Below are 16149 nucleotides of genomic sequence, written 5' to 3'. Positions count from 1 at the left end.
CTCGCTGACACTCGCTCCGGCGAGCCGGTTCACTGCGCTTCCTCCTGGTGCAAATAGACGCCGTCACGGCCGTCGTGTTCGGTGAGCAATACGGATATGTCCTCGCTGCGGGAGGTCGGCACGTTCTTGCCGACGAAATCCGCGCGGATCGGGAGTTCGCGATGGCCGCGGTCGATGAGCACCGCGAGTTGGACCGCGCGCGGACGGCCCAGATCGCGCAGACCGTCGAGGGCCGAGCGCACGGTGCGACCGGAGAAGAGCACGTCGTCGACCAAGACCACGAGTGCGTCCTCGATGCCGCCCTCGGGCACCGAGGTGCGCTCGAGTGGGCGGTGTGGGCGGCTGCGTAGATCGTCGCGATAGAGGGTGATGTCGAGCGAGCCGAGGGCCGGGCGGACGCCGGAGAATTCCTCGATCTTGTCGGTGAGTCGCGCGGCCAGCGTGGTGCCGCGGGTGGGAATACCGATCAGCACCACGCGCGGTGCGTCCGGCTCGCCCGCATCCAGGGCGGTTTTTTCGATGATCTGATGCGCGATGCGCGCGATGGTCCGGCCGACGTCGGAGGGAGACAGCAACTCGCGTCCCGCGCTCACCCACTCCGGGGTGTGTCGCTGCGACGTTTCGGCAGCGCCGGACTTGGCGGCCCGTTCCTCGGGCACAGCCATGCCGACCTCCTTCCCCGCCTCACCGGACGGTCCGTTAAAGGATGTCTTTACGGCATGCAGCCTAGCAGCGCCTTTTGCACTGTTTTAACCAGGCATATCCCGCTGTGAGCAGGGCCACGCGCGGTTCGGACACTCCGGACATTCCGGGAGATTCACGCTTCGCGGACCGCGATGACGACTCCGATGTCCGGATCGTTCAAAGCGACGGGGCGGTCCATGGCGGCGACCATATCGTCCCAGCTACGGAATTCGGTATGCCAGCCGTGTTCGTCCAGCCAGGTTCTGGCGTCGGCGCCGAGGCCGGTGCGTGGACGATCCGCGCCCTCGTCACCGCGGACCAGGCGTTTGAGTTCGGCGTACGGTCGAGCATTTTCGTCGACGGCGAAGCGGCTGACACCGAAACGGCTTCCCGGAGCGGATAATTCGGTCAATGTGGTGACCACGTGCAAAGCGTATTCGTGAGTCAGGTAGCCCAGGACGCCCTCGTCCACCCAGTGCGTGGGCAGATCCGGCCGAAATCCGTGCTCTGCGAGCAGCTTTGCCCAGTCGTCGCGCAGATCGATGGCCAGCACCTCGCGGTCACAGCGAGGTTGCGCATGTGCCGCGGCAAGCACCGGTTCCTTGAACGCGAACAGCTCCGGCAGATCGATCTCGAACACTCGAACATCGGCGGGTAGCGCCATGCGGAATGCCCTGGTGTCCAAGCCCGCACCGATCAGCACGATCTGGCGTATCCCCTGTTCCACCGCCTCGGCGACCCGGTCGTCGACGAGCCGGACGCCGGCCGTGCGGCCTTCGAAGAACATATCGGCGACCTCTTCCAGCCGCGCCCAGCGCTCGATTCCTCCGTCGACCTCGCGGTAGGCGTCGCGTGCCGCGTCGACGAACAGCTGCGCGAACGGGTCGTCGTACAGGCGGTCCGTGCGCACGGCTTCCTTCGCGCGGATGACCGCGACACCGATCGCGGTCAATGCGACACCTGCCATGGGCGCCTTCGGATGCGTTTCTGTCATTACTGCCTCCCCAATAGATAACTTGTCGCCCGGCTAGCAATTCGGGCTCAGCGCAGACGCTAGGCTTCCGCTAGCCGGTCGTCAAGCAAAAAGAGAAGGACGCCATGGACGGACGTCGCAGCGATACGCGTGAGCGGATTCGTACTGTCGCAATGGAATTGTTCTCCGAACGCGGCTACGAGAAGACCTCCCTGCGCGAGATCGCCGACCGCCTCGGTGTCACCAAGGCCGCGTTGTACTACCACTTCCGAACCAAAGAAGACATCGTCGCCAGCCTCTCCGACGACTTACGCCGCGGCATCGACGACATCGTGACCTGGGCCGAGAGCGCACCGCCCGGCCCGGACCGGGCCAACGAAATCCTCACCCGCTACGGCGCACTCCTGCACGGCATCGGCCGCAGCATGGTCCGCTTCTGGCACGAGAACCAGCCCGCCTTCCGCCAGCTCGACTTCGGCTCGAGCATGCGTTACCAGTTCCGCGTGCTCGCCGACCTGATGGCCGAACCGGACAACCCGCCGCTCGCTGTCTTCCGCGCACGTGAAGCCCTGCTTGCGATCAGCTGGAGCACCGCCATGATGGGCGATCTTCCGCTCACCGACGACGAGTGCTACGCCGCCGCCGTCGACATCGCGCGGGACATCCTCACCAAGAATTGATGACCGTTTTTCGCTAGCACATATGTTCGATGACGCGTAGATTCGGCGGCATGTCGACACCGCTGCAGGGATCGTTGCTCGCCGGGTTCGGGGACGTCGAGGTGGGCGGGCTCGATGGTGTGCAGCGGACGGACTTGCCCCATGGCGCCTGGGTGGATCTGCTGCCCGGGTGGATGTCGGGGGCGGACTTGCTGTTCGAACGGTTGGCGGACGGGGTGCCATGGCACGCGGAGCGGCGGTCGATGTACGACCGGGTGGTGGATGTGCCGCGACTGCTGTGTTTCTACGAGGAGGATGCACAGTTGCCGGATCCGGCACTGGACGAGGCACGGGAGGCGCTGACCGCACATTATCGCGAGGAACTCGGCGAACCGTTCCGCACAGCCGGGTTGTGCTACTACCGCGACGGACGCGACAGTGTGGCCTGGCACGGCGATACCATCGGGCGCGGGGCGACCCATGACACCATGGTCGCCATTGTTTCGATCGGTGCGCCGGGTGCGCTGCTGCTGCGACCGCACGGGGGCGGTGCGAGTCTTCGATTTCAGGTCGGACACGGGGATCTACTGGTCATGGGCGGCTCATGTCAGCGCACCTGGGAACACGCCGTACCGAAGACGCGCAGGCCGACAGGGCCGCGAATCAGCATTCAATTTCGGCCGCGGGGCGTGCGTTGATTCCGTGAGCTTGTTGACCTCAACCATGGTTGAGATAAGAAGCTGATTTCCATGAGCCCAACGACAATTCAACCGGTGGTCGCGGATACCACCGTTGACCACGCCGAAGACATTGCGGCTATCGAGCGCATCATCGCCAATGTCGAAACCGCATACAACACCAACGATGCCGAACTGATGACCGCCGACTTCACCGCGAATGCGGCGGTGGTCAACGCGGTCGGTGCGCTCATAGCCGGGAAAGACGCACTGCTGGAGGCGAATCGGCAGGGGCTGGCGGGATTCCTGAAGGACCAGTATGTCCGCTACGAGGTCGCCGACATCGTATTCCTGCGCCCCGATATCGCGATCGCGCACAAGCTCGCCCGGGCGACGACGGCCGAGGCCGAGCTGATCGATATCGATCACGCGATGATCGCGCTGTACGTCTTGGTCAAAGAGAACGGTCGGTGGTGGACCGCGGCGCGACAGAACACACCGATCCCGCAGGCGAAGTAGCCGTCAGTTCAGGGGCGCGGCGGGCCGTTCCTCGCGCGTCGGGAAACGACGGCGGCGAACGCTCGCACCGTGCGACCAGATGGCCTGCTGGACCTCCTGCTTCGAGGCATGACCGTCGAATCGCACGAGCACTTCGGCGCGGGCCTGACGTGCGATATTCACCTTCCTGCGGTACTGCCGGAAGATCTGCACCTCGCCATTGCGATCCTCGTCCAGGTACTCGTAGTCCATGCCGTAGTAGGCGTAGGTCCCGAGTGTCGCGAGCGAGGTTGCCCAGGATCGCAGCTGATCGCGAGCACCGAAAATCGTGACCATGCCGCCGATGCGGTCGATCCGTTCCCAGCCGGTCGGTACATCGGCGAAATTCCAGTCGCGCTCCCCCGGCCCCTTCGCCCGCCACCGCTGCAGCTCGTCCACCGCGGCATCCAGACCGAACGTCTGCCAGCGCACCGTGCCGTGTGAACCCTCGCGGAACGGCAGCCGCCGACGCAAGGCGACGACGGCGGCGCGGGTGAAGACGGTCAGGTCCGCGGGCACCAGCACGATCGGATCGGAGGGCGCGGCGTCGAACGGATTGGGATCCAGATGGGCCGGATCGATGACGACGATCGTGCCCGGCCGCCGCTGATAGGCCAGGCCCCACAGCAGTCGAGCCAGCATCCGCGCACCCCGCCAATCGGAGAGCACATGCCAGGTGTCGTGGAAATGGTTGGTGGCGAAGCGGAAATCGCTGCCGGGGCGCAGGCTCAGCACCGTATGCACCCGCCCGTCGAGCACCATGGTGCGTCGATGCAGTTTCGCCATATTGTCGGTGGCCGAACCGGGGCGCGGCCGTTTGATCTGCGCGGCCACATTCACCTCCAGTTCCGCCTCGCGTGCATTCCAGGAGACCACGGTCGCCACCGCGCGGCAACGGATTATTTTCGCGCAGTTGAACAGTTGTCCAGAGCACAGCGGAGAGCGGCCGGCCCCGATACATTGGCCATATGAGCGAGCGCAGCGAGCGATTCATCTGCCAGCGCGCGTTGCGCATGCCGGAGCCGAGCGCCAGCGAGTCGAAGGCATGAGCAATCCCGGCGCGGGGGTTTTGGCCGTGATGCCGCTGCATACGATCAGCGAGGTCTACGGCGAAAGCGGACTGCGCGAACGACTACTGCTGGAAATAGCCGAACTATCCGACACCGAACGGCTCAACGAGGCATTGGATCTGGCCACCGAATTGCACCGCGACGATCGTTACGGCCGCGAACCGTATCTGAGTCATCTACTGCGCGTTGCCATTCGGATCATCAGCCACTATGAAGTGCGGGACCCGGACGTCGTCGCGGCCGGGCTGTTGCACGATTCGGTCGAGGATCACCCGATCGACCTTGCCGGCGCGCGTCCCGGTTCGCCGACCGAGGCCGCCCTCGCCGAACTCTCGGCCCGGTTCGGCGCCCGAGTCGCCGAACTCGTCGCCGCCGTAACCAATCCGGAACCGGATCCGGATAGCGATCGGCATGCGCAATATCGCGAACACGTGGCGGCCAATCTCGATCACGCGCCGTGGGCCCGCATCGTCAAACTGTCCGACTTCACCGATAACGGCGTTGGCATCCTCTACGCCGACGGTCCCGCGATGCGCAAACTCGCCACCAAGTATCGCCCGCTCACCGATATCTACCGCGACCTCGTCACCCGCGCCGATACTCCGCTCGCCGAGCACGTCAAACGGCATATCCTGCACCAGCTCGACAGCGCCGACGAACGTTTCGACGCCATTCTCGCCAGGGACTAAGGCGCGCGCAGCACCGATTCGACGAGTTCGCGAACCGCCGCGAGCAGCCGTTCAGTCTCCCCCGCACGTGCGAGCGCCGGCACCTGTTCGCCACCCAATGCGCCGAGCAGCAGCCTGCCGACCACCTCGGCATCCAGGTCCGGGCGGGCCTCGCGCAGTAGCGCGGTGATATGGGTGTCCCAGAATTCGTGGATTTCGGCGGCGCGCGGGTGCGGCGGGCCCTGCAGGTAGGCGACCGTCACCTCGATGTTGTCGGTCATCATGCGCACGAAGGCATCGAAGAAGGCCAGCAGTCGCTCCCCGGCCGGTGCTCCGGGGCCCAGCGGCGGCGGACCGCCACGGACGGCATCCATCACGGCGAACGTGCTCTCGGCGATCATCTCGTGCAGTAACCCGGCGCGATTGCCGAAGCGATGGAAGATCGTGCCCTTGCCGACACCGGCGGCCGCCGCGACCCGGTCCATGGTGAGCGCGTCGGCGCCGTGTTCGGCGAGCAGCGCGGCAGTCGCGGTCAGGATCGCCTGCCGGTTACGCGCGGCATCCGCCCGTTCCCTCGGGCGTTCGTCGGTCATTCCACCACCTCGTTGACAACTTGACCGCCGGTCCATATTGTTCGAGACATCTGGACCGACAGTCAAGTTATGGAGTTATTTATGAAGGCAATCGTAATGACGAGGGTCGGCGGACCCGAGGTCCTGGTCCCCCAGGATGTCGCCGTACCGCATCCGGGCCCCGGCGAACTGGTGATCCGTGCCGAGGCGATTCCGGTGCTGTTCCCGGAGACCAAGCTGCGTTCGGGTGAGTTCCCGATGGCGGTGGAACCACCGGCGGTCTTCGGTTTTCAGGCCGCCGGAGTGGTCGTCGAGATCGGGGACGGAGTCGACGCGGCTTTGCTGGGCCGACGGGTCACGGTGGCAACCCTGGGCTTCGGCGCTTACGCCGAATTCGTCTGCGCACCAGCGGCTTCCGCGACCCCGATCCCGGATGGGCTCTCATCCGCCGACGCGGCCGCCGTCCTGATGGACGGATCGGTGGCACTGCCCCTGCTCGCGACCGCGGCGCTCACCGGCGGCGAAACGGTCCTGATCGAAGCCGCCGCAACAGGAATCGGCAGCGCGCTGACTCAACTCGCCAAGGAATTCGGTGCCGCGCGCGTCATCGCGACCGCTGGCGGTCCCGAAAAGGTAGCGCGGGCACTGGCATTGGGCGCGGATCAAGCCATCGACCACAACGCGCCGGACTGGCCGAACCGACTGCGCGAAACCCTCGACGGCACCACCCTGGACGTCGTCTTCGATTCCATCGGCGGCACCACTGCCCGAGATCTACTGGCGGCCATGACTCCGGTACGCGGCCGAATCCTCAGCTACGGCTGGCTCTCCGGAGCCCCAGCCCAGATCTCCACAACGGACCTACTCCCGCTCGGCCTCACACTCACCGCCTGCGCCGGACCAGCCTGGCTCGCAGAGGTGTCCCGCTCCGGCGCCGCCGTCCTCAATCGAGCTACTACCGGAACCCTCACTCCCCAAGTCGATTCCGTGCTTTCTCTCGACGAGGCCGCCAAAGCCCACCAACTCATCGAGCAGCGCTCCCCCATCGGCAAGATCGTTTTGCGTCCCTGACGAACCACAGCCGTCACAGAAAGTCACGCCCTTCCTCGGGATTCCCTTGCGCACTCATCAGAGGTGCGATTCCAAGGGGGGATCTCGTGCGGCGTATACACGGTCGGGCGGGATTGAAATGAACTGTGGCCGTTGATGTTTCCCGTGGAGCATTCGGTGCGTCGACTGCATTGTTGCACCGAGTGCATCCACCGGGTCAGGCGCGGCGGGCGAAAGTGGGGGCGTGTTCGGGGAGTATTCCTCGGGCGATCAGGAATGGGGGGACGGTGCGCAAGACGGGGATCCGGCGCAGGATGCGTAGCGGCAAGGGAGTCGTTGCCGCGTTGGCGATATTGATTCGGCCGGATAGGGCGGGGCGGATTACGGCGGTGTGCAGGATGCGTTGTAGGCCCTGGGTGACGGCGGTTGGGAGGGTGCGGCGACGCTGCACTCTCGCCAGGTCATGGGTGCTCAGGGTGCCCGAAGTCAGGGGTGGGGCAAGGATTCTCGCGGTGGCGACGGCATCCTGGATCGCGAGGTTGATTCCGACCCCACCGGCGGGTGACATGGCGTGGGCGGCGTCGCCGATGCAGAGCAGGCCGTCGGTGTACCACTTGGTCAGGCGATCCAATTTCACGTCGAGCAGTTTCACCTCGTCCCAGTCGCGCAACGCATCCTCCCGGTCACGCAGCCACGGTGCGGAATCGGCCATGCTGCGCACAATTTCGGCGACCGGACCGCGGCGGGCTGTCGCATCGCCACCCTTCGCGATGAGGGTCGCGACCTGCCAGTAGTCGCCGCGGTCGAACATGACCGCAGCGCGGTTGGCGCTGAGCAGTCCGATCAAACCGGCGGGGTCGATATCGGTGCGCGGCAGGCGGAACCACCACACATCCATCGGTGTCGGCCAACTGCGTGAGCCGAGACCGACTTCGGCCCGCAGCACCGAATCGCGGCCATCGCAGGCAACGGTCAGATCGGCGCGAATCTCGCCCGTTTCGCCGTTACTGGTGCGGTAGGCGACACCGGCGACCCGACCGTTCTCCCGAATCACCGCTGTCGCTTCGGTATTCATGCGCAACCGGAAGCTCGGCTCCCGGTCGGCCGCTCCGGCCAACAGGTCGAGCAGATCCCACTGCGGCACCATCGCGATGTATTTGTGCGGACCGGGCAGATGTTCCAGGGTGAACACCGTCTGTACCGACCCGCGGATCGGCAGCTGGATCTGCCGCAGTTTACGCGCGGGCAGTTTCGCGAATTCCTCGCCGAGGCCTAATTCGTCGAGCAGGTCGAGGGTCGTGGGATGTACTGTGTCGCCGCGGAAGTCGCGCAGGAAATCCTTATGTTTCTCCAGAACGGTGACATCGATACCGGCGCGTGCCAGCAGCAGCCCGAGCACCATGCCGGCCGGTCCAGCACCAACCACCAGACACGTCGTAGGTTCCATTGCCCGACCTCCCTCCGTGCGCACGCGCCGGACGGACATTCCGCGGGCGCGGATGTAGCGTTTCCCTTGGCCGACTTCAATGGTAGGCCGCAGCCGAGCCCAAGGCCCACAACCGCGGCAGCGATCAGATCAGCGACGCAGCACAAAAAAGTACGGCTCGGCCGTCCCGCGCATATCCATCACCCCGAGCAACGTTTCGGTATCCACCCGACGGAAGTGATCGATGATCGGCAGATCGTCGTAAACCATCGCGGCACTCACCGCACCGCGATATTCGATATCGCGCAAACGCGCTGCTGGCCTGCGAGTTCGGATTGCCGGACCGAGGACCGGCAGCAGCTTCCGTACCGTCTGCACGCCCGCGAGCGGCACCTTTCCGGCCAGACCGAGCGGCACCCGGCGCGGATCGACCGCGAAGATACTTCCCGATTCATCGGCGAACAACAGTGGATGTACCGACTCCGGATCATCGAACTGCTTGCCGTACCAACCCGAGGCCGCCAACACCCCCGCGAGCGGATGCCCGGTACCGAATTCCTCGCCCCGCCAGCGGCCGACGGTCACCTCCGCGACCCTGGCCGCGGGCAAGCTATCGAACAGCTCCCACGCCTGATCCACCGTGCACCCACCAACGAGCAGGTGCGCCAGATCGGATTGCGCGCTCTTATTCTCGACCACCAGCGGTCTCCTTACGGACAGCAACGTTGCGAGGACAAGGCTATCAATCTCTCATCGTCGACCGGCTCAGAAGGGTGCATCGGCCGCCAGCTGTCCCACTTCCGGCAGGTAGGGGTCGAGTTCGCCGGATTCGAATCGCGACATGCCGATGACATGCCAGAACTGCCCGGCAATATTGCCCTCGAATTTGTATCGACCGTCGGGAGCGAGCGCCGCCCATCCTTCGGGTAGACCGAGCAGGATCGCGCGGATCGACGGCGCGTCGTCCTCCGGCCGCGACCACAGCAGAATGTTGCCGTCATCGCCGCCGCTGGCCAGCAGCTTGCCGGACGGGTCGAAGCTCAGCGACCAGACTCGGCGCTTATGCCCTTCGAGGGTATGCAGATGACGTCCGGATGCCATGTCCCACAACCGAACAACCAGATCATCGCCCCCGGTCGCCAATGTACCCGTGCGCGGGTCGACCGAGGCGGTCCAGAGCCTGCCGGTATGCCTGGTCAGCGTATGCAACGCTACGCCGGATTCGATATCCCAGATGCGGGCGGTGGTATCCCAGGACACGCTGGCGAGGCGGTCCTCATGGAAGGCGACCGCGTACACCCGATCGCGATGTCCGGACAGTGCCCGCAGGAATCGTCCGGAGCGCACATCCCACAGCCGAACGACGGAATCGTCGCAGCCGGTGGCCATCAGCGCACCGTCGGCGCTGAATGCGATCGAGCGCACCCGCCCGCGATGTTCGGCGCAGACGGCGTGCAGTGCGCCGGTGGTGCGCACCCAGATGATCACCGTGTCGTCGTCGTTAGCGGTGGCCACATAGTCGCCGGTCGGGTCGAAGGCGGCGGCCCAGATCGGTGCGGATTCGACATTGATGTGGCGTTCGTACAGATCGGCGTCGAGGTTGAACAGGCTGAGCCGCCCGTCGTTGACGACGAGACCGAGCTGATGGCGGCCGAGTTTGCTGAATATCGCCGATTCGAAGGTGAGCAAGCGGTCGTCGCTGCCGATCAGTCGGCGAACCAACCGCCCGGTCACCGGATCCCACAGGCGAACCACGCCGTCGTTACCCACGCCCGAAAGCAGGGTGCCGTCCGCATTGAAGCTGACCGTACGGACCTGGCGGCCATGGCCGGTCAATGTGTTTTTGCAGGTACCGGTCACGGGATCCCACAGCCGAGTGGTGAATTGGTCGTCGGTAATGGCCAATTGGGAACCGTCTGGGCGAAAGGCGAACGGCCAAATCGAGCCGGTATGCGCGGTGAGCCGGTGCCGCAGTTCCCCGGTCTCGCTCTCGCGCAGACAGACAAGTCCGGCGCTGTCGCCCGAGGCGAGCAGATCACCCGCCGGATCGAAGGCAAGCCAATAGATGGCCGCGGTATGTTCGGCGAGCGACTGCCGTGGCACGCCGGTGTCCACATCCCACAGACGCAGTCCGCCATCGGTATCCGCGCTCGCCACGATAGGGAGGCGAGGATGGAAAGTCACTGTATAGACCCGCCCGGTGTGGCCCGATAGATCGCGAATCTTCCGGCAGCTCAACGGGTCCCACAGCGCCAGCGTGCCATCGACGCCACCGACTGCGAGAAGTTCACCGGTCGGATTGAACGCCACCCGAAACACAGATCCGGGCGCACCGCTGAATTCGCCACTCTCCCGGCCACTTTCGATATCCCACAGCCGCACGGTGCCATCCCGATACGAGGCGGCGACCAGCGGTCCGCGAATATCCAAGCTATAGATGAGTTCCCGAATCCCACCTCCGGCACGGCATTCGTGGCGGAGTTCACCGCTCGGCAACGCCCATAGCCGCAGCACACCGTCCGCGTCACCGGTGGCCAGCAAATCACCCGCCGGACTCAGCACCACCGGCCACGGCCAGTTCTGGTGCCCCAACAGGATTCGGCGCAGTTCGCCGGTGACGGCATCCCAGATGCCCACGGTGCCGTCGCCGGATCCGGTCACCAGCACCGTATCCGTGAACGCCACCGCGAACGTCCGGGCTCGGTGGGTCTGCAAGGTGCGCAGCGGTCTTCCGGTTTCGGCATCACAGATGAGCACGCCACCGTCATCACTGCCGATGGCGAGCGTGCCGCCGTCCGGGTTGTAGGCGACCGGCTGCGGCAGTCGGCCGTGCCTGGCATGGAAGCCGTGCCGGACTCCGATTGCGGCAGGAGCGAATTCGGTCTGTGCCGCAACTCCCGGCACCCACGCCGCACCACGCAGATCGGTGCCGGCCGGGGTGCCGGTAACCTCGATGAGTGCCGCGCGGGACCAGCGGCTACCGCTGGCCCGCGATCCGGTCAGATCGGTGCGCACCAGGCGAGCGCGGGTGAGATCGGCCTCGCCCAGATCCGCGCCGACCAGGCTGGCCTCATCGAGACGCGCGCCGACCAACCGCGCACCGTGCAGTACGGCGCGGTCGAGGTTCGTGCCGACCAGCCGGGCGCCGCTGAGATCGGCTCCGGTGAGATCGACATCGCGTAGATCCCGATATGACAGATCCTCACCCGCCAGGCTGGCACCGCGCAGATCCGCGGTCGGTGCGGTGCGCAGCCGCGTCGCCGCCCGAATCGCATTGGTGCGCGACACTTCATCGGCCGCCTGGTCGGCGAGCGCACCCTCGGCCCAGGTGCGCAGCGCCCGGTTATCGGCGAGATCACAGAGGAAGTCGATCGACAGTTGGGATAGCGGCGACTGGGTCAGTTGGGCCGGCGCGGGGGTACCGACCTCGAATTGTTCGGCAATGTGGTTGGCCACCAACCACTCCATTACCGAGGAATGGATGAAGCCGAACAGGTTGTCCTCGGTGCGCACCAGCAGGCTGCCGGAGCCGATGGCATGCGCCGACTGCTGCACCGACATCCGGCTCGAGCCGGTCAGCTCGACCAAATCCGCTGCTACCTCGGTCAATTCGGACAGCCGCAGATATGGCTCGCCGGTTTCCCAGACGCGCAGCGCGAATGCCGTCACACCGAGCCACAATTCGTGCAGACGCAGCCCTGGCAGCGCACCGGCCACGCCCGCGGTCCGGTCGGCCTCGTAAGTGAGCCAGGACTCCAGGATCTCCCGGTACAGCCCGGCCGGACCCACCGCCTGCTTCGCGCCCGCCGCAGCCCGAAGCCGCCGCTCGTCCAGATCGGCGATGAAGCCGAGCATCCTGGGATTCTGTGCCAGTCCGAGCAGATCCTCGATACCGGTGATCAACCCCATTCTGGCGTCGGCGCGACGGATATCACCGCCGTAGCGGTTGGTCAGGAAGGCGTGGATCTGCGCCGGGGCGAAATCCTCGATGCTCACAATGCGCCGATCCTGCAGCAGACCGACGCGTTCGCCGAGGGCGGTAAGCACCTGGGCGCGGGATTCGAAGTGCTGGGTGCGGCTGGCCACGATGATCTTCGCCTTGCCGACGGTGGCCTGCAGCAGGGTTTCGAGATGGTCGGCGGCGAAGTCGTAGCTGATCCGGGTGACGAGTTCGTCGAAGCCGTCGAACAGCAACACCACCCGTCCCTCGCGCAGCATGTAGTGCAGCGCCTTCAGATCGATCCGGTCCTCGCCGTGATTGGCCAGATGTGCGGCGACCAGACCGTCCACCGAATGGGTTTTGTCCAAGGCGCGCAGATCGATCAGAATCGGGATCAGCGCCGGCATGGTTTCGGTAATGCGGCGGGCCAACTCGCGCAGCGCGAAGGTCTTCCCGCGCCCGAAATCACCGAGTATGAGGATGAATCGGCCGTGGTCGGCCGCGATCACCTTCATCAGTTCGCCGACCAGATCCTCACGGATCTGCTGGTCACCGTGTTCGAGGATCCGGAAGCGCTGTGGCACATACAGATCGGGCGGATAGGTGCGATCGGCGCGCAAACGCGCCGCCTGCTGCGTGAGATAGTCGTCCAGATCGAGCAGACCCTGGAATTCGGTGAAGCTGCGCACTCGCAGACCGTGGCTGGCCGCCTCCTCGCGCAGCGACCGCGGTGGCGCCGCACCGCGATACACGAGTTCGGAACCGTATTCCGGATCGTGGCCGAGGAAGTCCTCCACCACCTGCCTGGTCATATCACCGACATGCACACCGACGCGCCACTGGGCGATGACCTCGTCGTCCTCGCTGGTGATCAGCAGATGCGGCGGCTCCACCTCGACTCGCCGGACTTTCGCACCGGGATAACGGGTTTCGCACACCTCGGCGACGCGCTCGAGCAGCCGCCCGTGCGGATCGACCGCGGGAGTTTCAGCGGGCGGTTCCGGAAGCTCCGGTTCGTCCGGTCCGAGGAGTTCGGGTTGTTTGGCTGTCGGCAGTGCCGCGGCCACCTTCAGCCAATCGAATTCGAGTTGCGCGGTGGATTCACCGCGTCCGGAGAACCTGGCCAGCCCCGCGGCGGTGAGCTGGATGATCTCGTCGCGCCCCGGAGCGGCAGCGGGCAGGACGGGCAGTGTGTTGTCGAGCCGATCCAGATGCGGCCCACCGGGTCCCGGACCGTGTAGCAGCAGATTCAACCGGCCGCCGAGCAGTCGGGACAGCGTATCCGCATCGCGCAGCAGATCCGGATCATGGGCGGGCGTGCCCGCGCCGGGCAGCGGATCGTGCCGGACGACGCCGAGGCGCAACCACCCGTTCTCCTCGAACAGGCGCAGCCGCTCGGCGAACCAGGACGCCTGCGGTTCACCGATCCGGCCGTAATCGTCCTCGGGCAGATGGGTGGCGGCCATCGTCGAGTTCAATCCGGCAACCACCACCCGCAATTCGGGAATCGGAAACAGCGTCCACGGCTGACCGATATCGAAGACGAGGTGATCCAGGCCCTGATACAGCGCACCGAACATCCGTGCGTACTGCTCGAGCTTCGGGAAATACGGCGGCTGCGGTTTGCGATCGCGCGCCTCGCAGTTCAGGAAGTACGCGTGACATGCCGGTTTGGAGACATCGTGATTGCCGGGCACCACGATCAGCCGCTCCGGACCGAGGCCGAGCAGCGTACGCAATCCGCTCAGGAAGGTCAGCGCTTCGTCGACCTCGCGCGGACGGCCGGATTCGGTCATATCGCCGGACACCACGATCAGATCCGGTTTGGCCACACCTTGATTCACCAGATGGGTGACATTGGCGTGGATGCGCGCCTGTAATTCGGCAGCGGTGCTCGGCTCGTCCGGTGCGAGCAGCCCGCGACCGAAGCGCGGCCCCGCGACATGCAGCACGGAGACGCTGGTACGTGCCTCGTCATGGTCGGTGGCACCCGGAAAGGCGGGGGCCGCAACCGGTGTGCGGCGCGGCAACATGGGTTCGGGTGTGTCCGTGATGGTTTCGACGGCGAAGCGGTCCGGCCCATCGTGCGGGAACCCTGGTTCCGAAGTTGGCTTCGCCCGCCCCGCGAGCAGATGCCCGACCCGCTCCAGCAGGATTCGACGCGCCTGCTCCGCGGTGGACACGCGCACCAGATCGAGATAGGTGATGGTGGCGAGCAGACCCTCCAGCGTGCATTCAGCAATGCGCACCGGCATCAACTTGCCCGGATCGGTGCGGTAGGCCGCCTGCCATTCCATGGTGCCGTAATAGGAACCGAGATAGTTCTGCGACAGCACCACCAGCACCACCGCCGAATCGCGCACGCCGCGATCCATGAAATCGATGAAGTTGGTGCCGGGCACAAAATCCCAGGCCTGGATGAGAGTGCTGTATCCCGCGGTCTCCAACTGCCAGGCCAGCCAGGTGGCCCATCGCTCGTCGGTCGGTGAATAGCTGATGAAGAAGTCCCGCCGCCCGCCCGAAGTCACAGCATCAGTATGCCCCGATGGGTCGACACGCCAAACGGAAGAAGATCATTACCAGGCATACCGAATGCGGAAGTGCCCCAGCGGATATGCTGCATGATGGGGCATGTGTCCGAGCAACAGGTCGATTCCGCCGCGGAGAACTCACCGTCGAGTGCCCTGGTGTCCGCACCGTCGAGACGGGCACTGAGCACGCTGGATTGGGTCCGGCTCGGACTGTTCGCGGCCGGACTGCTGTGCGTGGCGACCGGATTGCTGCCACGCGCCGAGGCCGCCGACAATATGCGCCGGATCGGTCCGCTGCTGCTGTTCCTGTGCAGTGTGATAATTCTCGCGGAACTGACGCGGCAGGCGAAGGTGTTCGATGTGATCGCGCACCGGCTGGCCATTCTCGGGCGGGGCTACTATCCGGCGTTGTTCCTGCTCTGTGTGCTTTTCGCGTCGGCGACAACGATTCTGCTCAATCTCGATACCACTGCCGTCTTGTTGACCCCGGTCATGCTCGCGCTGGCGATACCGGCCCGCATTCCACCGCTGCCGTTGGCGATGACCACGCTCTGGCTGGCCAATACGGCGAGTCTGCTGCTGCCGGTCTCGAATCTCACCAATCTGCTCGCCGCCGACCGGGTCGCGCTGCGCGCCACGGATTTCGCGGCGCGAATGTGGGCGCCGCAGCTGGTGTCGATCACGGCGACCATGGTGTGCCTTTGGGTCTGGTACTGGCGGCGCGGACGACGTGAAGCCGACCGGTACGTACCGCCGGAACCGATTCGTCCGGCGGATGCCAGGGAGCGCACGCTGCTCTATACAACAGCAGGCGCATGTCTGCTGTTCATTCTGGCGATCCCGTTCGTCGGTGACCGGATCGGTATCGCCGCCACCCTGGCCGCCACCATCGCGGTGGTCGCCTTCGCGATCTTCGACCGTTCGGCGCTGCGACTATCGCTGATCCCGTGGCAATTGCTGGTTTTCGTAGTCGGGTTGTTCCTGGTGGTGCCGACGTTGAGCAGGTTCGGGCTGGCTGATGTCATGCAAGCCCTGATCGGGCACGACTCCGGAGCAGTCGGGGCCTACCGTGCGGCGGCCGCCGGTGCCGGATTGTCCAATGTGGCCAATAATCTTCCCGCTTACACCGCCGGTGAGGCGGTGGTGTCCGAGGAGAATCGAAATCAGTTGCTGGCCTTGCTCATCGGCACCAACGTCGGGCCGATCGTGACGCCATGGGCGTCGCTGGCAACGCTGCTGTGCCTGGAGTTCTGTCGCACCCATGGTGTTCGGGTGCCGATGCCGCGGTTCGTGCTCACCGGACTCGGGCTCGCGGTTGTCGCTACGACCGCTGCCGTGGCTGCGCTGTTGGCGACGGGATAG

General features: G+C 65.4%; 13 protein-coding genes. 6 read left to right on the top strand and 7 right to left on the bottom strand.

Annotated features, from left to right (window positions below; translation table 11 throughout):
• Positions 1-29 precede the first annotated feature (29 nt).
• Both pyrR and AB0J47_RS03905 read right to left on the bottom strand, forming a co-directional pair.
• Positions 30-665: a bifunctional pyr operon transcriptional regulator/uracil phosphoribosyltransferase PyrR gene (gene pyrR, locus AB0J47_RS03910; RefSeq protein ID WP_040692178.1), complete on the bottom strand. Its 636-nt coding sequence runs from the start codon at positions 663-665 to the stop codon at positions 30-32.
• A 152-nt stretch (positions 666-817) separates the two neighbouring features.
• On the bottom strand, positions 818-1678 hold the full coding sequence (locus AB0J47_RS03905) for an SAM-dependent methyltransferase (protein ID WP_364340196.1): 861 nt from the start codon (positions 1676-1678) through the stop codon (positions 818-820).
• Positions 1679-1782: 104 nt separating this feature from the next.
• Here AB0J47_RS03905 and AB0J47_RS03900 point away from each other — a divergent pair, with 104 nt between their 5' ends.
• Genes AB0J47_RS03900 through AB0J47_RS03890 form a run of 3 tightly spaced genes read left to right on the top strand, consistent with a single transcriptional unit; the run spans position 1783 to position 3512 of the window.
• On the top strand, positions 1783-2337 hold the full coding sequence (locus tag AB0J47_RS03900) for a helix-turn-helix domain-containing protein (protein WP_364340194.1): 555 nt from the start codon (positions 1783-1785) through the stop codon (positions 2335-2337).
• A gap of 50 nt (positions 2338-2387) precedes the next feature.
• Complete coding sequence (locus AB0J47_RS03895; protein WP_364340192.1) at positions 2388-3014, top strand: alpha-ketoglutarate-dependent dioxygenase AlkB; 627 nt, start codon at positions 2388-2390, stop codon at positions 3012-3014.
• A gap of 51 nt (positions 3015-3065) precedes the next feature.
• Positions 3066-3512 (top strand): SgcJ/EcaC family oxidoreductase, encoded by a 447-nt coding sequence (locus AB0J47_RS03890; RefSeq protein ID WP_364340190.1) that lies wholly within the window; start codon positions 3066-3068, stop codon positions 3510-3512.
• A 3-nt stretch (positions 3513-3515) separates the two neighbouring features.
• On the opposite strand, the gene AB0J47_RS03885 is transcribed toward AB0J47_RS03890, so the two are convergent.
• Positions 3516-4415 (bottom strand): hypothetical protein, encoded by a 900-nt coding sequence (locus AB0J47_RS03885; protein WP_364340188.1) that lies wholly within the window; start codon positions 4413-4415, stop codon positions 3516-3518.
• Between the two features lie 160 nt (positions 4416-4575).
• Here AB0J47_RS03885 and AB0J47_RS03880 point away from each other — a divergent pair, with 160 nt between their 5' ends.
• A complete protein-coding gene (locus AB0J47_RS03880) occupies positions 4576-5289 on the top strand; it encodes an HD domain-containing protein (RefSeq protein ID WP_364340186.1) in 714 nt (237 codons plus the stop codon).
• Here AB0J47_RS03880 and AB0J47_RS03875 read toward each other — a convergent pair.
• Positions 5286-5861, bottom strand: a complete 576-nt coding sequence (locus AB0J47_RS03875; protein WP_364340184.1) for a helix-turn-helix domain-containing protein — start codon at positions 5859-5861, stop codon at positions 5286-5288. The two genes, AB0J47_RS03880 and AB0J47_RS03875, sit on opposite strands and share 4 nt — an antisense overlap.
• An 81-nt stretch (positions 5862-5942) precedes the next feature.
• On the opposite strand from AB0J47_RS03875, the gene AB0J47_RS03870 reads away from it, so the two are divergent.
• Positions 5943-6911 (top strand): zinc-binding dehydrogenase, encoded by a 969-nt coding sequence (locus AB0J47_RS03870; RefSeq protein WP_364340182.1) that lies wholly within the window; start codon positions 5943-5945, stop codon positions 6909-6911.
• Between the two features lie 196 nt (positions 6912-7107).
• Here the strand turns inward: AB0J47_RS03870 and AB0J47_RS03865 are convergent, their stop codons facing one another.
• The 3 genes from AB0J47_RS03865 to AB0J47_RS03855 all read right to left on the bottom strand — a co-directional run bounded on the left by AB0J47_RS03865 (position 7108) and on the right by AB0J47_RS03855 (position 14784).
• Positions 7108-8337 (bottom strand): FAD-dependent oxidoreductase, encoded by a 1230-nt coding sequence (locus tag AB0J47_RS03865; RefSeq protein ID WP_364340180.1) that lies wholly within the window; start codon positions 8335-8337, stop codon positions 7108-7110.
• A 129-nt stretch (positions 8338-8466) separates the two neighbouring features.
• Positions 8467-8937: a DUF4334 domain-containing protein gene (locus AB0J47_RS03860; RefSeq protein ID WP_364340714.1), complete on the bottom strand. Its 471-nt coding sequence runs from the start codon at positions 8935-8937 to the stop codon at positions 8467-8469.
• Between the two features lie 144 nt (positions 8938-9081).
• On the bottom strand, positions 9082-14784 hold the full coding sequence (locus AB0J47_RS03855) for a TIR domain-containing protein (RefSeq protein ID WP_364340178.1): 5703 nt from the start codon (positions 14782-14784) through the stop codon (positions 9082-9084).
• A 96-nt stretch (positions 14785-14880) separates the two neighbouring features.
• Here AB0J47_RS03855 and AB0J47_RS03850 point away from each other — a divergent pair, with 96 nt between their 5' ends.
• The gene (locus AB0J47_RS03850) at positions 14881-16149 is read left to right on the top strand and encodes an SLC13 family permease (protein ID WP_364340712.1); all 1269 of its coding nucleotides are present in this window, start codon (positions 14881-14883) and stop codon (positions 16147-16149) included.

The sequence above is a fragment of the Nocardia sp. NPDC049737 genome (assembly GCF_040674755.1).
Classification (GTDB): Bacteria; Actinomycetota; Actinomycetes; order Mycobacteriales; family Mycobacteriaceae; genus Nocardia.
This window is presented reverse-complemented; position numbering and strand designations above follow the sequence as displayed.